19 protein-coding genes are annotated in these 19,861 nt (G+C 39.1%); 5 read left to right on the forward strand and 14 right to left on the reverse strand.

Annotated features, from left to right (window positions below):
- Nucleotides 1-22: 22 nt before the first annotated feature.
- Together MKX55_RS02380 and MKX55_RS02385 are read left to right on the forward strand one after the other, a co-directional pair.
- Nucleotides 23-919: a superoxide dismutase gene (locus MKX55_RS02380; RefSeq protein ID WP_339235772.1), complete on the forward strand. Its 897-nt coding sequence runs from the start codon at nt 23-25 to the stop codon at nt 917-919.
- A 123-nt stretch (nt 920-1,042) separates the two neighbouring features.
- The gene (locus MKX55_RS02385; RefSeq protein ID WP_339235774.1) at nt 1,043-1,897 is read left to right on the forward strand and encodes a hypothetical protein; all 855 of its coding nucleotides are present in this window, start codon (nt 1,043-1,045) and stop codon (nt 1,895-1,897) included.
- Between the two features lie 431 nt (nt 1,898-2,328).
- On the opposite strand, the gene MKX55_RS02390 is transcribed toward MKX55_RS02385, so the two are convergent.
- Both MKX55_RS02390 and MKX55_RS02395 read right to left on the reverse strand, forming a co-directional pair.
- A complete protein-coding gene (locus MKX55_RS02390; RefSeq protein ID WP_339235777.1) occupies nt 2,329-3,051 on the reverse strand; it encodes a MerR family transcriptional regulator in 723 nt (240 codons plus the stop codon).
- 4 nt (nt 3,052-3,055) lie between these two features.
- The gene (locus tag MKX55_RS02395; RefSeq protein ID WP_339235780.1) at nt 3,056-3,928 is read right to left on the reverse strand and encodes an Hsp33 family molecular chaperone HslO; all 873 of its coding nucleotides are present in this window, start codon (nt 3,926-3,928) and stop codon (nt 3,056-3,058) included.
- A gap of 203 nt (nt 3,929-4,131) precedes the next feature.
- Here MKX55_RS02395 and MKX55_RS02400 point away from each other — a divergent pair, with 203 nt between their 5' ends.
- On the forward strand, nt 4,132-4,542 hold the full coding sequence (locus MKX55_RS02400) for a GIY-YIG nuclease family protein (protein ID WP_339235782.1): 411 nt from the start codon (nt 4,132-4,134) through the stop codon (nt 4,540-4,542).
- A 67-nt stretch (nt 4,543-4,609) separates the two neighbouring features.
- Here the strand turns inward: MKX55_RS02400 and treR are convergent, their stop codons facing one another.
- The 3 genes from treR to treP form a co-directional block, all read right to left on the reverse strand.
- Nucleotides 4,610-5,323, reverse strand: a complete 714-nt coding sequence (gene treR / locus MKX55_RS02405; protein ID WP_339182068.1) for a trehalose operon repressor — start codon at nt 5,321-5,323, stop codon at nt 4,610-4,612.
- Between the two features lie 15 nt (nt 5,324-5,338).
- A complete protein-coding gene (gene treC / locus MKX55_RS02410) occupies nt 5,339-7,024 on the reverse strand; it encodes an alpha,alpha-phosphotrehalase (protein WP_339235784.1) in 1,686 nt (561 codons plus the stop codon).
- A 75-nt stretch (nt 7,025-7,099) separates the two neighbouring features.
- The gene (gene treP / locus MKX55_RS02415) at nt 7,100-8,533 is read right to left on the reverse strand and encodes a PTS system trehalose-specific EIIBC component (RefSeq protein WP_339182073.1); all 1,434 of its coding nucleotides are present in this window, start codon (nt 8,531-8,533) and stop codon (nt 7,100-7,102) included.
- Nucleotides 8,534-8,717: 184 nt separating this feature from the next.
- On the opposite strand from treP, the gene MKX55_RS02420 reads away from it, so the two are divergent.
- Nucleotides 8,718-9,251, forward strand: coding sequence for a DUF1572 family protein (locus MKX55_RS02420; protein ID WP_339238392.1), 534 nt, complete (start codon nt 8,718-8,720; stop codon nt 9,249-9,251).
- 66 nt (nt 9,252-9,317) lie between these two features.
- Here MKX55_RS02420 and MKX55_RS02425 read toward each other — a convergent pair whose 3' ends face one another.
- The 6 genes from MKX55_RS02425 to MKX55_RS02450 form a co-directional block, all read right to left on the reverse strand.
- Nucleotides 9,318-10,643, reverse strand: coding sequence for a maltose-6'-phosphate glucosidase (locus MKX55_RS02425; RefSeq protein WP_339235786.1), 1,326 nt, complete (start codon nt 10,641-10,643; stop codon nt 9,318-9,320).
- Nucleotides 10,644-10,673: 30 nt separating this feature from the next.
- Nucleotides 10,674-12,239, reverse strand: coding sequence for an alpha-glucoside-specific PTS transporter subunit IIBC (locus MKX55_RS02430; RefSeq protein WP_339235788.1), 1,566 nt, complete (start codon nt 12,237-12,239; stop codon nt 10,674-10,676).
- A gap of 42 nt (nt 12,240-12,281) precedes the next feature.
- Nucleotides 12,282-13,037 (reverse strand): MurR/RpiR family transcriptional regulator, encoded by a 756-nt coding sequence (locus MKX55_RS02435; protein WP_339182079.1) that lies wholly within the window; start codon nt 13,035-13,037, stop codon nt 12,282-12,284.
- A 407-nt stretch (nt 13,038-13,444) separates the two neighbouring features.
- Nucleotides 13,445-14,026 (reverse strand): GNAT family N-acetyltransferase, encoded by a 582-nt coding sequence (locus MKX55_RS02440; protein WP_339235791.1) that lies wholly within the window; start codon nt 14,024-14,026, stop codon nt 13,445-13,447.
- A gap of 15 nt (nt 14,027-14,041) precedes the next feature.
- Entirely contained in the window at nt 14,042-14,791 is a 750-nt protein-coding gene (locus MKX55_RS02445) for a class I SAM-dependent methyltransferase (RefSeq protein ID WP_339235793.1), read from the reverse strand.
- A gap of 177 nt (nt 14,792-14,968) precedes the next feature.
- Complete coding sequence (locus tag MKX55_RS02450) at nt 14,969-15,703, reverse strand: hypothetical protein (protein WP_339235797.1); 735 nt, start codon at nt 15,701-15,703, stop codon at nt 14,969-14,971.
- 300 nt (nt 15,704-16,003) lie between these two features.
- Between MKX55_RS02450 and MKX55_RS02455 the strand changes: the two genes are divergently transcribed.
- Entirely contained in the window at nt 16,004-16,654 is a 651-nt protein-coding gene (locus MKX55_RS02455) for a FusB/FusC family EF-G-binding protein (protein ID WP_339235799.1), read from the forward strand.
- Between the two features lie 133 nt (nt 16,655-16,787).
- Here the strand turns inward: MKX55_RS02455 and MKX55_RS02460 are convergent, their stop codons facing one another.
- From MKX55_RS02460 to MKX55_RS02470, 3 genes are all read right to left on the reverse strand, one after another.
- On the reverse strand, nt 16,788-17,318 hold the full coding sequence (locus tag MKX55_RS02460; protein ID WP_339235802.1) for a GNAT family protein: 531 nt from the start codon (nt 17,316-17,318) through the stop codon (nt 16,788-16,790).
- A gap of 89 nt (nt 17,319-17,407) precedes the next feature.
- Entirely contained in the window at nt 17,408-17,794 is a 387-nt protein-coding gene (gene blaI, locus MKX55_RS02465; RefSeq protein WP_339235804.1) for a penicillinase repressor BlaI, read from the reverse strand.
- A 16-nt stretch (nt 17,795-17,810) separates the two neighbouring features.
- Entirely contained in the window at nt 17,811-19,595 is a 1,785-nt protein-coding gene (locus tag MKX55_RS02470; protein WP_339235806.1) for a BlaR1 family beta-lactam sensor/signal transducer, read from the reverse strand.
- Nucleotides 19,596-19,861 lie beyond the last annotated feature (266 nt).

Genomic DNA, 19,861 nt, shown 5'->3' on the forward strand with positions numbered 1-19,861 from the left:
TAATTTGAGGGAGGCTTTTTCATTGTCACAATATCTTCATTCAATAGAATTATGGTGTAACGAGATGGCGCAAACATATTGGGAAGCAAGTGAATCTCTTCAAGAGGACGTCCGTAGAGATGCATTAGCTGAATGGGAAAAGGAATTCAATCAATTTCAACAGGAGCTTGCAAATAATCAAGATATAGAAGAACAGGAGGCTTACAACCAAGCGAATCATTTGTACACAAAATTTAACCAGTATATAGAACAGCACACGGAGGAAAAGCGAGCTGAAGGAAATCGTGAAAGGGTTGTTCCAATTGGAGGCCATACGCTTCCGCCGCTTCCATACAGCTATGATGCTTTAGAGCCTTATATTGAACGCCGGATTATGGAGCTGCATCATGATAAGCATCATCAAAGCTATGTGGACGGTTTAAATAAAGCGGAACTGGAAATGCAGCAGGCGCGTTGGGATAATAATTATGACCTGATTAAGCATTGGGAACGGGAAGCAGCGTTTAACGGTGCAGGACATTATCTGCACACGATATTTTGGAAGGTGATGAGCCCGGATGGGGGCGGGGAGCCTACTGGAGATTTACTGCATGAAATTGAGCAATCCTTTGGCAGCTATGACCAGTTTAAAGCACATTTTACAGAGGCAGCAAACCATGTAGAAGGGGGCGGCTGGGCTATTTTAGTATGGTCTCCGCGGGCAAGACGTCTGGAGATTCTTCAGGCGGAGAAGCATCAAAACTTAAGTCAATGGGATATTGTGCCCCTTCTCGTCCTTGATGTGTGGGAGCATGCCTATTATCTGCAATATGAGAATGTGAAAGAGGACTACGTAGATAATTGGTGGAATATTGTCAATTGGCCGGAAGTGGAGAACCGATTTAATAAGGCAAAACAATTGAAATGGCAGCCTTTTTAATAGGTTTTATAAAATGTTTAAATTTAAGCAACTGCTAAATTTTCTTATAAAATGAATGTTTTAGCACGCTTCCTGAAGGGAAATCCTCCTGTAGATGGGAAAATGAGGGAGGATAAAAGTTGTATGAAGAAGCATTATATTTTGGCAGTCATGGTATCTTTTTTACTAATATTAGCGGCATGTAATGATACAGATGAAAATGACGCAGAAGACAATGACAGCACACCGGAAACGGATCAAACAGAGGAGACAGAAGAAGGAGAGGTAAATGAGGAAGAAGAGCTTCTGGAAGGGGCCTTAGATGTTTTGTCTGGGATTGATCAGCGTTATGAAGAAGCAACGATTACCATGGAGATGTCCTTAGATGAGGAGTTGGAGAAAGAACTGGGAGGAGAAGAGAATGCTGAAACAGAATCTTCTACTACAATGCATATGTACTCATGGCAAATGAATAATGAAGATGGAACGGTCAGTGAACGTATGGAAATAGAGACAGATGGCGGTCCGGTAGAATATAGTGCCTCTGATGATAGTGAAACGTCCATCAATTATACAGAGGGTGATGATACGGCTTACGAAATTGAAATGTTAGATGTGGAAGCGGATCCAGCAGAAATCCAAATGGAAGAAGAGCAGATTCGCGAGATGATGGATACGCACGACATTACCTATGAAGGTGAGACTGCTGTTAATGAATATGATGCGCATCATTTCGTGTTCACAGATGGGGAAGAAGAAATCGACTATTACTTTGATACAGAAACCTTTGTCATCGTCCAGATGGATATGAGCACAAATGATGGTGAGGTTGCAACAAGTATGGAATTAGAGGATTATGCATTAGACTTTGATTATGATGAAGGTTTTTTCCAGTTAGAGGATGTGTTGGATGACGAAATCGAGGTTGAGCAGGTAGCCCCTGATGAACATATGGAAGAGCAATTGGAAGACGAAGAGACAGAGGATAATGAAGCATAAGATGTATGATTTACTTCTATATATTAACAAGGAAAAAACGGCTTCGCAAAGGAGCCGTTTTTTTGGGTACGAAAATATGTATTTCATTTTCCGGAGCATTTAAGGAATAGTTTGTTCGGTTAAAGTAAAAAGAATAAATTAATGAATAAAATAGAATCGGGAATTAAGCGATGGAACCTATTTCCGTTCTCTTGTGAACTGGTAAAAGATGAAATATTAAGGGAATGAGGCTATCGTAAACTTATTGTTGAGAATTATATCGTTTTTTACTTGATTAAGAATAAAAATGTATTAATTATGCGTGTTTTATTTGGCGCTCAGAAATATAATGATTTTAATAACCATAGAAATTAAAGGCTGATACAAGTCATTTCTTTTCTTGGTATCAGCCTTTTCCAGCATACAGATAGTTCCTGTTCTGCATTTTTTTGTTACACCTCCAAAGCAGCTTGAATATATCTATACAGCGCACTGTCCAATCCATAATGCAAAGCAGGCTGGGGATTTTCAGCGTAAAACTTTTCAGCGCTCTCTATCAGGTTCTTATCTCCGCCTGAAAAAGCATCCAATAATTCTTGCCATTCCTTCGCCAAGCCCTGAACGGATTTATCCTGTGGAGATACGCCTCTTTCATGTTTGTCTTTTAACTCTCCAAGCAGTTCTTTAAAGCGTTCCTCTCCTTGTTTGAATGCTTTATCACTTGTATTGCGATAGTGTTCTCTCATTTTATCAAGCTGTTTATTTGTAAAATAGTCGGAACGATTTAATCGAATCAATTCAAAAAGGGAGGTCAGCTCTTGGAAAGAAATAGTTTTCGTGTTCGCTGCTTCCTGTCTGGTACGTTCTAACTGGTTCAGCAGCTTTTCTTGAACAGCTATTTCAGCTTTAACCCGGTCAATTTGTTGATCCAGTGTATCGAACAGATTCTCGTTGTTTGTTTGGATAATCTCCTTTATTTCCTCCAATGGTAAATGCATTTTTTTCAACACGAGAATTTGCAGCAGCATCTGCATATCCTCGCTGGTGTAGCGCCGATGTCCCGCCTCTGTATAGAGAGAAGGAGAAAATAACCCGATTTGATCATAATACCTTAGTGTACGGATGGAAAGTCCTGTCAGCGCTGCTAATTGTCCGGTTGACCAGTAATCTGGCATGTGCTCACCTCGTTTGTAAAATAGTTTGTATTTCAGAAGGCTGAAATACATAGCTTCTGCCGCAAATATGGCATGTTGTATCAATAGAAGTGTTTGTTTCCACGGCATTTTGCAATTCTTCTGCAGACAGGGAATACAGAAAGCCATAAAACATTTCCTTCGAGCAGGGACAGGAAAATTGGATCGGTTTATGCTCCAAAACTTTAGAATCATGAAAGCGCTGATTCAATGCCTTTTCTATCTCGGCGTCATTCATGTTAAGCAGCAGAGGAGCAAGGTTTTCTGCTTCGAATTGCTCCCGTACAAAATCCAATGCTCCTTCCTCAGCTCCAGGCAAGGCCTGCGCATAGATTCCATAACTTTTAAGAAGACAGCTATTCCTGTCCAATTCAATATTTGTTTGTATCATGGTATCTGTCTGTTCACTTTGTTTAAAATAATAGGCAAAATCATCGTCCATATTTTGATAAGGCATATCTGTAACTCCGGTGAATTGGCTCATTTCCAATCCTTTCATCATTCGTATGGAAGCTTTTGTCCCGATAAGGTTCTGAAGTGACTGGTTTGAATTCTGCTGCCGGGATGCTTTTAAAAGTGCTTGGCTGACGTAGCCGCGTACATTTCCTCCTGCATCTGTATCTGCATATATTTTATGATTCTTGTCCGTTAATGTAATAACCGCGCTGATTCGCTGATTATCCTTCAGCGTTACGGAAAGAAGGCTCATAATGGAAACCGCTTTAGCTAAAGCAAAATAGCAGGTCTTCTCCTTTATTTTACTTAATTCCATGATTTCTTGTAGCATTTTTGTGTTATCCGTAAAATATAAACGGATACTTTTATCTGAAATAAGGGTTTTTATTATTTTATTTGGCATGTGATCTACTCCTTTCTAATAACAGGATAAGACATGACGTGACGTAAGGTTCAAGCTTCATTTGAAAGAGAATAAAAAAGGAAGTCCGGTCTTTTACAATAAAGACAGTTCATCTTAAAATAGAATTAGCAGGGGGAGGAAGCGAAGAAATATTTCAGGTATTTTCACCAGCGTGGTAAATTATTGTGGAGGTGATAAAACAGTTGAAGCTTACACATTATTCTGTGCGGGAAACAGATACACTTTATGCAGTGAAGGCGTGGCTTCCGGAAGATAGGAGTGCTATTACAATCGGTAAACTGGGACAATTCTATTTTCCAAAAGGGTATTATGTATACGCTGGCAGTGCAAAACGGAATATCCGTGCGAGAGTGGACAGGCATCTTCAGATGGATAAAAAGAAGCGCTGGCATATAGATTATTTACGCCCCTATTTACAAATGGAGGCTGTGCAAACATATCCCGGTTCGGAAGGGGAATGCGGGCTTTTTCAGCGGTTGATGCGGGAAAATGCAGGAACAATGCCGGTAAAAGGCTTCGGATCATCGGATTGCCGATGTTTTGCGCATTTGTTTTATTCTAGTGAGGAAATGCCTGATTTTATTGACTTTTAGTGTCAGCGAAATAGTTAGCCATAGAAAAGGCTGCCGCAGTCAATTCTATTTCTGCAGCAGCCTGTCTTTAATGTTCTCTCCGGGCAAAATCCACGAAGCGAAACTTATCTGGACGATGTCTGGATTCGGTATATTGAAATAATGTCGCATCGTCTAGATAGACATAATTTTTAATCACCACGATATTATGAAAACCTTCTAAATCTAATAATTCACGGTCCTCTGCTGTTGGTTCTTCTACAATGATTTCTTTTTTTGCAAAGCTGATAATCAGTCCTAACTCATTTTCAAGATAGTTATAAATAGACGTTTCAGCAATGTCTTTGGAAATGTACGGAACCGTGTTTGTAATTAAATAATCCTTGTCCAAAATAATACGCTGTTCAGAGAAGGAACGGGTCCGGATAATTTCCCAGACTTCCTGGTTATCCTTGAGCTTTAATTGCTTCTGGATAAAATCATTTGCGCTGACTTTGGCACATTGATGAACGGTCGTAATCGGTTTTTCTCCCATTTTATCAGCTAATTCTTTAAAGCTGACTAAACCGGATACAGGAAAGTCGAATTTATTCCGTTCAATCACCGTGGATCCTTTCCCGCGGATTTTTTGAATATACCCGTTTTGAGCAAGCAAATTTAATGCTTTCCGAATCGTTTCCCGTGAGGTTTGATACTGCTCGGCTAATTCATTTTCCGAGGGAAGAAATTCATTTGCTTTGAACGTTTCTTTTTCTATTTTTTGGACCATTTCTTGATAAATAAGGACATATTTATTTCGCATCGCAATTAACTCCAGTTATTTCTTTAGATAGTAAACAACAGACTCATACGGCCGCAGTGAAATCTGATCTGACGCTAAAGATGGAGAATCGGTATAGTTAGACAGGATAATCTCGCTGTCTGTAAATGCACGATGAATCGATTCAGGTAAATCCAGCTCTGCTTCGTTTCCGTAAAAATTGTTTACTACTAATAGTTTTGTATCCTCATTTTCTCTTATATACGCAAAAATTGCAAAGTCCTCTGGTAAAACCAGCTCATATTTTCCGTCTGTTATCACTTGATAGTCTTTTCGAAGCTGAATGAGCTTCTGATAATGGTAAAAAATAGATGTTTTATCAGCCACTGCAGCTTCTGCATTGATTTCTTGATAATTATCAGGAAGGCCAATCCAAGGAGTTCCTTCTGTAAACCCGGCATTGGCTGAGTGGTTCCATTGCATAGGAGTTCGAGAGTTATCACGGGACTTTTGCTGAAGAATTTCAATAATTTCCTGATTGGATAAGCCCTCAGCTTTTTTTATTTTGTACATATTCAGTGATTCGACATCCCGGTATTGGGAAATATCTTCAAAGCCAGGGTTGGTCATGCCGATTTCTTCTCCCTGATAAATATAAGGTGTACCCTGCATCAAGTGAAGACTTGTTGCCAGCATTTTGGCAGATTCCTTATGATAGACTGTATCGTCTCCAAAGCGGGACACGATTCGCGGCTGGTCGTGATTACACCAGAATAGTGCATTCCAGCCGCCGCCTTCTTGCATCCCGGTCTGCCAGTCAGATAACAGCTGCTTGAGATAAAGAAAATCAAATGGTGCTTTTGTCCATTTATCCCCGTTTGGATAATCGACCTTTAAATGATGGAAGTTGAATGTCATATCCAGTTCCTCGCGTTCTGGATTTGTATACTTGATACAATCCTCCATGGAGGTAGAGGACATTTCCCCAACAGTAAGGGTTTTACGTCCTTTAAAAACTTCCTGATTCATTTCATGAAGAAATTCATGTACCCGCGGTCCGTCTGTGTAAAATTTACGTCCGTCTCCAGGTGGTACAATGCCATCATCGTCTGGAAAACGCTGGTCTTTAGAAATTAAGTTGATAACGTCTAAACGAAAGCCATCTACGCCTTTATCCAGCCAAAAATTCATCATTTGATAGACATCATCCCGGACTTTTTCATTTTCCCAATTGAGATCCGCCTGAGTAACATCGAAGAGATGCAGATAATAAGAGCCGGTTGTTTCATCATATTCCCATGTGTTGCCGCCGAATTTGGACTCCCAGTTTGTCGGCAGCTCTCCAGGCTTGCCATCCTTCCAAATATAATAGTTACGATAAGGGTTATCTGTCGATTTTCTGGATTCCTGGAACCATTTATGGCTGGTGGATGTATGGTTTACAACGATATCCATAATTACTTTTAAGCCAAGACGATGTGCTTTTTCCATCATCGTTTCAAAGTCTTCCATGGTTCCAAAGTCTGGTTGGATTGCATAATAATCAGAGATATCGTATCCATTATCTTTTTGTGGAGATAGATAAATAGGGGTAAGCCAAATCACATCAACCCCCAGTTCTTTTAAATAATCGAGTTTTTCTGTAATTCCGTTAATGTCGCCCATTCCGTTGCCTGTCGTATCGTTAAAGCTTTTTGGATAAATTTGATAAACGACGGATTTTTGCCACCATTTTTCTTGCATAATCAACCTCCTAAATGTAACTGAGTTTCAACTGTTTTCTATATGCATGAAGGAGGGAGAGGCTCCCTCCTATTCTTATTTTCCTAAACGCTTATACGCGTCTACACCCATTTTTGTTTTGGATAAAATCACTGTTAAGATGAATGGAATAACAATTGCTGCGACCATTGCGACAGCGAACATCAGCATATGCGGTACCTGGATAGATAAGATTCCTGGTATCCCGCCGACACCAATGGAGTTAGCCATGACACCTGAGCCGACCGAAATCACTGCTGCAACGGCAGATCCTGCCATACCAGCGAAAAGCGGGAACAGGTATCGTAAGTTAACACCGAACAATGCCGGTTCAGTAACTCCGAGATAACAGGAGATTGCTGCCGGGATAGTTACTTGCTGTTCTTTCTTATCTTTTCGGTTAAGATAAATCATTGCGACAACGGCAGAACCTTGGGCAATGTTTGATAAGGCAATCATCGGCCAGAGGTTTGTTCCCCCGAATTCACTCATCAACTGTAAGTCAATGGCATTTGTCATATGGTGCAGTCCAGTAATAACAAGCGGTGCGTAGGCAAATCCAAATACCGCTGCAAATAACCAGCCGACTGCAGAAGTTAATCCGTCATATACAATATTTGAAATCCATGTACCGATTGTCCAGCCGATAGGGCCTAATATCACGTGGGCAATGATTACTGTTGGCAGTAATGCAAAGAAAGGTACAAAAATCATGGATACAACCTGCGGGATAATTTTTCGCAAGCCAATTTCTAAATAGGCTAATACAAAACCTGCTAAAATGGCCGGGATAACTTGGGCTTGATAACCAATCATTTCAATTTGGAAGAAGCCAAAATCCCAAACCGGTATTTCGGATGTTTCAACCACACTATAGGCATTTAAAAGCTGTGGAGAAATTAATGTAAGACCTAAAATAATTCCGAGTACTTGTGTCGTTCCCATCTTTCTGGAGATAGACCAAGTAAGAGCAACAGGGAGAAAATGAAATATCGCTTCAGCAATCAGCCAGAGAAAATCATATAAACCTGCCCAAAATTGGGAGGAATCAGCCAAGGTCAACGTTCCATTATTCAGCATCTCAATATCACCGATGACATTTCGGAAACCTAGAATCAGTCCTCCGACAACCAATGCGGGAATAATCGGCGTGAATATATCTGCTAAATGAGATACTAGCCGCTGCATGATATTCATATTTTGCTTTGCAGCTTCTTTGACATCTTCTTTAGAAGTGTCACCAACCCCAGAAATTTTTGTAAATTCATTATAAAAGGAAGCAACTTCATTTCCGATAATTACTTGGAATTGTCCAGCCTGTGTAAAGGTTCCTTTTACCATATCAATATCTTCTATAGCTTCGACATCTGCTTTTTCCGGGTCATTTAAAACAAACCGCATCCTGGTAGCACAGTGTGTGACCACAGATATGTTTTCACTTCCACCGACTTTTTCCAGCAGCTTCTTTGCATCGCCAGTAAATTTACTCAATGTCTTACCTCCTCTTTGTATCTTGTATATACAAGTGTTATCGCTTACAGTTTAACTTGTATATACAAGTTTGTCAATAAGAAGTTGAAAGATAAATTGTTATCATTTTGTGAATCTTGTATATTGAAGGCAGGATAACAGAGAGGGTAATTAAAATGGATTCAAATAGGAGGGGTACATGATGATGGGGATGGAGGAGGAATATCTGCATGTCGTACGCAAAAGGCTTCAGAGTGTGAAGGAACTTGGCGATAAAACGATCAATCAATTGGCGGGAGAGCACATTCATTGGAGTTTGAATGAAGCATCCAACAGTATTGCTGTGATTGTAAAGCATTTGCATGGAAATATGGTATCAAGATGGACCAATTTTTTAACATCAGACGGTGAGAAGCCAACCAGAGACCGTGACCAGGAATTTGAAGAGACAATATATTCTTTGCAGGAATTAAGAAACACCTGGGATAACGGCTGGAAAGTCCTCTTTCAAGCATTGCATGAAGTAAGCGGTGATGATTTATTAAAGACTATTCTGATTCGGAGTGAAGAACACACAGTAATAGATGCGGTTGAAAGACAGCTGGCTCATTATGCTTATCATGTTGGACAGATTGTATATATAGGTAAACAAGTAAAAGGGGAGGACTGGGAAACACTGAGTATTCCTAGAGGGAAATCGGAAGTGTATTTAGAAGAAATGCGGAGAAAATATAAATAAAAAGCTTTTGGGCGGCTTCTTCTTGCCACCCAAAAGCTTTTTATAGAGGGAACACTATATTTTGAATTACCGGAGTTCCGGCCAATAATCTTTATTCGCAATCAACATATCATCAAGGACTTGTTTAGCTGCTCGCGCAGACGGTACGGTTTGATTTAAGGTAAATGCTTGTAAAGCTTTGTCATAGGAATTCTCAAAAAATGCATCTACAAGCAGCTTTTCTGCTGCAACCTGTGCTTCCATCATTCCTTTATGAAAATCATTGATAGGATGTAAAGCAAGCTGTTCTACACCGGTTGCGCCGATATAGGCAGGGACCTCTACAACCGCATCGTCTCTTAAATTTGGTATCGATCCTTTATTAGGCGTGATAACCATAAAACGTTTCGGTTCATCATTTAATATCGCCACAGCTATATCTACAATATAGTTACCATGTTCACCAAAGTTGAAATGCAGAATATCTTCTGTTTCTCCATTTCTGATTTGTTCTGCCATTTTACGCGTATTTGCTTCACGGCCCTCCATTACCATATTGGCTCTGGTGAAGTTTTTATCTTCATTTTCAACCATAAGATCGGGGAACCAGTAATATTCTAAATAATTATTAGGCAGTGCCTCAGGGAAGTATTTCACCATGGCAGACATCAGTTGATACGTCTTCGCCCAATATCGATCTCCTTCATTAAATTCGGCAACGTCCATATTGACTTGACGCAGCTTGTCAATAATTTCAGGCATAACATCCCGTTTTAACGAGGTATCATAAATTTTGCTATACCAGCCGTAATGATTTAGACCATAGTAAGTTGGTATCCAGTTTTTCCTGTTGTACCCAAAGTTAGATGCAATGGTCTCTTCCAGGGATATGGTCATATCACACACATTTATCATATTGGCATCAGGATATTTTCTCCGTATTGCTTCGGAAATGATAGATTCCGGGTTCGTGTAGTTAAGAATCCAGGCATCTGGAGCATATTGCTGTACATAGCCTACAATCTCCAATATTCCGCCAATCGAGCGTAACCCGTATGCAAAACCGCCCAGTCCGCATGTTTCCTGGCCTACCAGGTCGTATTTTAACGGAATTTTCTCATCTTGTTCTCGCATAGCAAGACCGCCAACACGAATTTGGGAGAAAACAAAGTCCACATTTGTGAATGCTTCTTCCGGGTTTTCTGTTACAACCAGCTTCATATCTTGTCTGTCCTTATCAATTAATAACTGATTGATGATTAACTTCATATCTTCATTTCTTTTTGGATTGATATCATATAACCGCATTTCTGTAATAGGAAATTTACTGCTATTACTTAATAGTGCGGAGACGATACCTGGTGTGTAGGTACTCCCGCCGCCGGCAATGGTTATGATTAAATTATCGTTCATTCTTTATTCCTCCAGTACATGACTAAACTTTTATTCTGTTTCTTTTCCGAGATAATTATCTACATCCTCTTTGAGATTCTGCACAGATAATCCGATGATTACTTGAATGGCATTGCCATTTTTAACGACGCCTGATGCGCCGAGGCTTCTAAAATGCTCATCAGAAGCTATTTTTTCAGGATCCGTGACGAGCACCCTTAACCGGGTAGCGCAATTTGTAACATGCTCAATATTTTCTGGTCCGCCGAGAAGGTCTACATATTCACCAGCCAGATTCTTTTCTGTAGATTCTGCGGTTTTCTTCTCTTTATAGTCTTTTTTTCCATAAAGTTTGACTTCTTCATCAGTACGTCCTGGTGTTTTAATATTTAATTTCAAAATCATAAAACGGAATACAAAGAAGTAGATAAAGAAGAAGACGATACCAATGGCGATTTGGATTAAATAGGTCATCCAGTGATTGCTAAATAAAGGTATCCAGTTCATGGACATGAATTCCAGCAGTCCGCCGCCAAAATTTCCAGTGACACCAAATATATACATCGTTGTAGCCAGAAAAGCATCCAGAACAGCTTTTACAGCAAATAGCAATGGTGCAACAAAAATATACGTGAACTCAAGCGGCTCCGTAATCCCTGCCAATACAGCAGTTATCGTTGCGGGTATTAATAGGCCGGCGACTACTTTTCTTTTTCCTTTTTGCGCTGTTACATAGATAGCTAAAGCAGCAGCTGGTAAACCAAATATATTGGAGTTGCCCTGCATCGCGAATCCGCCTTCTGGGAATAATTCTTTCAAGGAAGCAGTAGATTGAGCGAAATCACCCATATTTGCTGCCCAGTTGGCATAAGTTCCACCGTCAATAATGGCTGGGCCAAACTGAAAAGGTCCGTAAATAAAATGGTGTAACCCTGTCGGAAGCAAAATCTTTTCTAAAAAGATATAGAGCCAGACACCGAAATTCCCCGCGTTAGCCAGAAATCCTTGCAGGGATGCAATCCCCATTTGGATATAAGGCCATAACCAAGCAGTTAAGAAAGCAACAGGCAGCATGGCGAAGAAACCGATAATGACTACAAATGCAGACCCTTGGAAAATACCAAGATAGTCTGGAAGTTTCGTATCATAGTATTTATTGTGCAAATATACCGCAATAGCGGATATAATAATTGCTCCAAGAATACTGGTATCTAATGTTTTAATCCCTGCAATCTCGGCTAAGCCGCTGACACCGCCTGGATCTTGGCTGAAATCAACATTAAAAAAGCCTGGAAAGCTTGTTAACATCGCATTGATGAAATAATTAAAGGTGAGAAAAATGATAATTGTTTCCATTAACGCTCTGCCATTTGCTTTGGCAGCCAATGCTACCGGAATGCCCATTGCAAAAATGAGGGGCATTTGATTAAATACGGTCCAGGCTCCTTCTTCAATAATGAACCAAATCTTAGACCATGCGGTGCCTTCTTCTGCAAGGCTGCCCATGATAAGAGGGTCATTAAAAAGTGTGGAAAAGCCTATGACAATCCCTGAAAATGCGAAAAATAAAACCGGAACAAACATAGCGCTTCCAAACCGTTGGAATTTCTGCATCATTTGTATTTCCCCCTGACCTAAAATAGTAACAGATAAAAGTCGTTACTTTTTCTGTTCCAAGTAATCTAAATATGATCGAAACAGCGCCTCAACCATAACGAAAAAAGTAGAAAATGTTGTAATTTCTAAAGCGAGATGGCTTTTTTGCGGGTGAGCAAACGCATACATTCTTAAATCAGTTAACTGAGCAAGCTTGTTATTCTTTAAATCCGTAATTGACATCAATGGAATCTTTTTAGCAGCAATTCGCTGTGCAAAAGGAAGCATGGAAGGCGTATTGCCTGAAAGTGAAATAATAATAATTAAATCGTTTTCAGTTAAATCGTCCATTAATACATAAAAATCCATTTCGTCATCAATCACATGGACATATTTATTGAGTACCCAAAAATACCTTTTCAGTTCATTTGCACACAATTTTTGTTCTGTTCCTGTTCCGTATACAAATAAACGCTCGGATGATTCAATGGCTTCACATATTTCTTCAAAGTCCCAATGCTGCAGCTGCTCAATATTCATTTGTATATCAGTGATGAGACTTTTTTTATACGATTTTTCCGGTGTCTCCTTTTTCTCCTGCCATTTTATTGCATATTTCATTTCACTGAAGCCCGCGAATCCAATTTTCTTAATAAATCTGGATATCGTTGATTTTGACGAATGACACGCATCTGCTAATTCCCTGATGGTCATCTTCTCCACAGCTTCACGATGCTTCAAAATATAGGAGGCTATCGACTTATCTGTGGCATTAAACGTTTCGTAATATTGATTTACTGCTTCTTCTATTAAATCCATCTTTATCACTCCTGTAAGTCTTCCTTTACAAGGAGTATAATTTACAAATCTGTATAAAAGCAATCACCTCACTATCCATAAATTTTTTCCTGCCGGCGATAGAAGGGGTTTTATATGATTTTAATTTTAAATGCTGTTTTCAAGAACAACAATAGATGGAAGCGATTATGGATGCTTTTACTCATGCTGACACATGCGTTCATTTTCCGGGACATGTCCCAATGAAAAAAGCATTTATATGAAGCTGTGATTTTAGGAAGGATGAGAAATACTTTTTTAGAGCAGCTGTTTGAAAAGATTATGGTGGAGAGAACAGACTGCAGCTTTTTTGAAGGAAATAAAAAGAAGCTCCAGGAGGTTATCTCCACAGAGAGCTTCATTATATTCCGAGTAATATTTTGTTTATATTAGATATCTTCTATAAAATGTTCAGCGTACATATTCCAATATTTTTTAAATACGCGATTTTTCTTATCATCCAAATTAAGCTGATACATCCGGAAAGTAACGAGAATATCCTTTGGCTGCCATTGTTCTTGATAGGAATATTGATAAGTCATCCCGAGCTTCTGCATAACTCTCCCGCTGGCTATGTTATGGATATCATGCGCCGCTGTAATATACTTGATTCCCATACGTTTCATCTCTGAAATGACAGCAAGACCAGCTTCTGTCACAATGCCATTTCCCCAGAGTTCTTTTTTTAATGCATAGCCAAAATCATGCCCTTCTTCCAAATTGACAGTTACATAACCAATCGACTGATTATCTTCTTTTAAACAAATCGCAAAATAGTAGCCTGAATTATTTTCATACAAAGGGTGGATTCTGTCAGTATAATAGTTTTCCGCTTCTTGTTTATTTCGTAGAGGAAAAAGGGGTAAATATTGATTTACTTCCTCATCGCTGAGTATGTCATAAATTGCTTGAATATCCTTGTCAGATGAAGTGAATTGCCGTAAAACCAATCGTTCCGTTTGAATCTCCAAGATAAACTCACTCCTTTAAGGGTGTTCTTTATTCGCACGAAAGGTTATGAGAGAAGGTTCATTTTCCTGACCATAACCAATATCATAATCAATGAAGCTGAATCCGATATGTTTTAATAATCCTTCTAATTCCTTCAATCCATACCAGTAAAGAATGAAATGGGAGATTTCGGTTTTCTCTACAGCACCTTTATGCAGCAGCTCATATTTATGTATATAGGAAACTTTTTGCTCCAGCCAGTCGATGTTTTTACTTGTGCTTGTAAATAATATCCCTGAATCTTCTGTTATAGGATAATTGCTTATTTCCATATCACCCGTTTGAAAGTCGGTTGGCAATAAGGTATCAAAAATAAATTGTCCGTCTTCCTCCAGATGATGATAGATTCTTTGAAGGAAGGTATCGATTTGGTTTCTGGAAAGCAGACAAAAACTCCCTGAAGGCATAATGATGGTGCTATACTTCTGTTTTAAATCAAGCTGTATCAAATCTTGATTAAATAAATTGGTGTTCACTTGATATTTTTGCATATTGGTTTTGCACTGCGTCAGCATCTCTGGTGAGATATCTACGCCGTCTATAGCGATTCCTTCTTTTAAAAGGGGGATTAGCATTCTGCCTGTACCAACACCGGCCTCCAGTACCGAACCCTGTCTATTTTTTACTTTCTCAAGATAATATTCCATGTCGCCGTTCAATGAATGTCCAACTGGTTTGGTAACTTCATATAATTTTGTACTTAGTTCCCCGTACTCTTTGAACATATCTATCCCTCGATTCTGTCATATTCTTATTTCAAACTGCAGCATTCGTGAAGCATATATTACCATTCTATAATAAAATGAAGGAATAATCTAAAAACGGATAAAAAGGCAGAAGTATTGCTAATAATGTTATTCGAAAAAAGCTTGCCCTATATAATAAAGGCAAGCCATTCTGTATTAAGACGCGCTTTCAACCGCTATTTGCAATGCATCTATTGGATTGTCGGTGCTCTCATCAATTTCATAAATGGTGCTTCCTTGCTGCCAGCGGATAACGGTTCCGGGATGTTCGTCAAAATCGTCAATTTCAATTACTCCACGCTCATCAGGCGCAGGAAGATAATTGGTTTCCAAATAATCTACGACAGTCCGGGCAAGTTCTTCGCCGTCTTCGTATTTTCCGGTTGCAAATTCAGGATCAGTTGGAGCATTTACCCGAATCAACCATTTCCCTTCATTCCATGAAACATAGTTATGGCCGGCAGCTCCTTCTGCAAGAGCTTCGACGCCATGACCAAGATCTATATTTGTCTGTTCTACTTCTTCATAGTTTTCAATTGCGTTAACTGCTTCCTGTTCACTGGAATAATCGGTTTCTTTTATATTATTTTTAGAAGCTTCTTTGCTGTCTGTGTTTACTTCCGCATTAACTGTATCTGTGTTATTTGCATCAGCGGATTCTGTCTCTTGTTCTTCGTTAGCGTTATCTTCTGATTTCGCAGCTTCACCTTCCTGCGTATTTTCTGTGGATTCTGCGTCATTGTCTTTCATACTATCCGTCTCAGAAACAGTTTCTTCATCCGATTCCTGCTGTGAGGTGTCTGTTTCTGCCTGTGAAGCGCCCTGACATGCCCCCAGGATAAGTAAGAGTGTCATGCCTGGTGCTGCAAAATATGATTTTTTCAGTCTCATGCTGTATCACTCCTTCTAATGTATATATTTCCCTTATTTTTTTAAAATGAATCCTGAAGTTCAAGATTGCTTTTGACAAATAGACAAATAGTAAAACGTTACGTTGAAAAAGTGATATACTGGCTGTAGCTTTCTTTTTAAGGAGGAATCGACATGGAAGCATTCTTTGATAATGCTTACTCTAGACTAGGCACTTTTCTGGTCTGAGAGGTCTGAATATAGTAAGCTGGAATAAATAATGAATGATCTCTTTAGGCCGTAAGTTTTAACAAATAGCCTAATATAATGGAGTGAGTTCAAATGGAAAAACAAATAATTGAGCCGTTTTTAACAGTAGCGAATTATCGTTTTATAGAGCAGCAGGCAGATAAAATTTTACGAGCCTTAACCACAACAAAGGATAAAAATGTCATTCTGGCAGTACGCGGAATTGTAAAAGCTGATGTCATAGATTCCTTTACATGGTCTGAAGAAGAAGAAAAAGTAATCCAACCGTTGATAGATATAAAAGACCGAGCAGAGAGAGAAGCCTTTTTAGAACAGCTAACATCCTATATTGTTCCATTTAAAGCAGTAGAAGCAAGTAAATTAAAAAGCTTATTTAAAAAGGAGAAAAAGTTGAAGCTTCCAATCCTTGAGGAGATGGATTTTCAGCAAATTTCTTATTTAGCCTGGGATGATCCCGGGAAATTACGCAGATATATGGTGATAGAGCAAGATAGTGGGTTTAAAGCACTTAAGGGTACTTTTACACACCCTTCAACGAAAGGAATTTGTGCTCTTTGCAATCAGCACTCAGATGTTGTCCGTTTAACCACTTCCGTAAAAGGAGAGGTTCCCGGAACATTTACCAAACACTATAATTATATCTGCGCTGACAGTCAATTATGCAATCAGCAAGTAACGGATATAGAGAAGGTAAGAACATTCTTTGACAGAGTCACTAAGTAACTTTTATGTAAGCAATTTAAAAGCAGACAGATAAAGAAGGTGCGTACTTTCTTTATCTGTCTTTTTTAGAATGAAAACGCTAAAGAAAAGCTGCTCCAGATCCTGTAACAGATCTAGAACGGCTTCAATTCGATTAATCACTTTTCAGAAGGGAATACATTTGAATATCAACAAAACCTTTATTTACCTTTTCATACTGCCGTAATGTTCCTTCAAAGCTGAATCCCAGTTTTTTCAGGACTTTCACCGAATTCACATTTGCAGGCTCCACTTTCGCTTCGATCCGATTTATTCCCAAATTCTCAAAAGCTTCATGGATCAGTACCTGGATTGATTCAGGAGCATATCCATTTCCCCAATGCGCTTTCGCAATATCATAGCCAATCTCAACCCGGGCATTTTCAAGGTTGATAGCATTGAAGCCGCAGCTGCCGATAATTTCCTGTGATTTCAAGTCAATCACACTGTAGCGGATGGCTTGATTGGTTTCAGCTAATTCATTCAACGTGTTAATCATTTCTATGGCCTGCGATTCATGTGTGAAAGCAGAGATATTCATAAATGCTGCTACTGCCGGGTCAGACCAAATATGAAATAGAGCATTGGCGTCAGATGTCTGCATTTTTCTCAAGACTAATCTTTTTGTGAATAGTTCTTCTTTCAATACTTTTACCTCCAATAATCATTTAAATCTATTGTAAAAAGTATTGCTATCTGCGCATCATTCATCCCCTTTAAGGTTTTCTGGTTCATTTACTTTTTCTTTTTCGGTTTTTCATCCAAAATCGATTTTAATTCTTCAATTTCTTCTTCAGACAAAGAATCTTCTTCAATAAACTGTACAAGCATGGATTTTACCGTGCCACCATAGATTCGCTTGATAAAGGATTCCGCTTCGGCACGCTGGCACTCATCCTGTGAATAAAGGGGGTAAAAGGTGTAGACCCGCAGTTCTTTATTTACACCGGCAACGCCTTTCTGCACTAACCGATCTAGCAATGTGCGTACGGTTTTCGCCTTCCAATCTTTTTGCCCCTGCAGGGAAGTAATCACATCATTTGCTGTTTGCGGTGATTTTTCCCACAGGGTATTCATAACTTCCCATTCTGCTTCAGAAATATTTGGTACCTTCTCCGTCATGTTTCTCACCCCGGTTTTATTCCTCATAAATTTGTTTATCTTTTAAAATCGCTAAGGTTATTTCTGTTGCTATACTTCCAGAGGCGTTATCCTCGTCCTGTATATTTGTTGCGAAGAAATACGTGTTTGTTTCTGTTTCAACAAATCCAACAAACCAGCCATTGATATCCTTGCCGTTTACATTACCTGTTCCCGTTTTTCCATAGAGAGAAGCGCCGTCCTTTTGCCCCATTTGCAGGGCATCTTTGACAGCTTGGATATGTTCTTCCTGAAAGTCAAAGCGATTGGTATAGAATGCCTGCAACAGCTCTACCTGCTCCACTGGTGAAATTTTCAAAGTAGATTCCAGCCAGTATGGATTCGTTCTGTCAGAAATATCCTGGTTTCCGTAATGAATGCGGCTGAGATAGGATTGAATGCTGTCTGTTCCTAATTCTTGGTCAATCTCTTGGAAATACCAATTGACAGAACGGTTTAAAGCGGTCTCCAGATTTTGGTCTTGATTCCATTGGTCATAAGGCTGTTCCGAGCCATCCCATTCGATGGTGCTTTGTTCGGTTGTGATGATGTTTTCCTCTAATCCGAATAAAGCACTATAGATTTTATAGGTAGAATCAGGAGAAACCCGCAGTGTGCTCTGATCTTCATTATAGATATGATACGCATCCTCCTGCATATCGTACAGAACAAAACTGCCCTCGTAATTTTGGAAATAAGAACTCAGGTCTTCCTCGTTTGTCTGTTCAGACTTAAAGGAAGTATAACGATTATTGTCATTTGCCATTACGGAAGCAAACGGAATCTGCGTAATTACAAACAATCCAACCAGAAAAAAGATTCCCATGCTTTTGGTACGCTGTAATTTAGAGTCTGCTTGAAAGGAAGCAATCTCTACAATCCGTTTCTTTATCTGTTTTTTAGAGCCATTTAATTGATTTGCCAGCTTATTGTACGGAGGGCTGGAAGATTTATCAATAAAATGAATGATGGTATTTCCGTATTTTTTATGGTTCTTATCATCTAAAGACAACAGTACTGCGTAATCACAAGCAATCTCCCGGTCGAGACGCATTTCTTTAAATGCAATCCAAATCAACGGATTAAACCAGTAGATGATTTGAAAGAAAACCATCAGATAATTTGTAGGGATATCCTTGTATTTATAATGGTTTAATTCATGTAGGAAAATATGCTTGATATCATCCTCAGATAACCATTCTTCAAAATTCGCCGGCAGCACAACAAAGGTTTTACGCAATCCAAATGTCAACGGGGAATGTACTTCATCGGAAACTCCTAATGAAATATTTTTTGAGATATTTAATTGCTGCTTCGCTCGTTTGAAAAGATCAAGAATAGCTTTATTTTCCACCCGGGAAATAGATTTTCTTATTCCTTTTAGTTTCAACCATGCATGTATGGAAAGCCCGGTAAATACGAGAGCACCTGCAATCCAGATCCCGCCGGCAATTCCATTGAATAGATCCGTATTTGTCTGCGTTACAGTTACAGAAAAGTCCTGCATCCAATTTGTATTGGTCCCTCCGGCTTCGGGCGCTCCAGTGTTTATTGAAGCGGTGCTTTCTTCACTGGACGGGTTCGTAAATGCATTGAACAGATTGCCGGCAGGAAGAAAGTGCGCAGGGATAAATGGAATGACTAAAGCAGCAAGCAATAAATACCATAGGTTATATTGCCATTTGGCAGATAGTTGTTTCTGAAATAGCTTTTTCATAAGCAAGATAAATCCGACTGTAATGGAAGAAATGATGAAACCTGTAAGAAGCGTTGTTATAAACATGCTATTTGTCTCCATTCTTCATTTGCGGTAATGATATAGGAACAATTTACCGAAATTTATTTTAGCAGTAAAAAGAGTATATCCATATTTCTTTCTGCATAAGAGCAGCCAGAATTACATTTGTAATACATTAAATTTTAGCACGCAAAGCTAAAGTTATCAAACGTTGAATAAGAAAGGGAAAATAAGGAATTGACATATTAAGACTACGTGTGTAGTATTGTATTACAGTTGTAGTCATAAATAATTTTTAGGAGGAATTTAAA

The organism is Oceanobacillus sp. FSL W7-1281, from assembly GCF_037969835.1.
GTDB lineage: Bacteria > Bacillota > Bacilli > Bacillales > Amphibacillaceae > Oceanobacillus > Oceanobacillus oncorhynchi.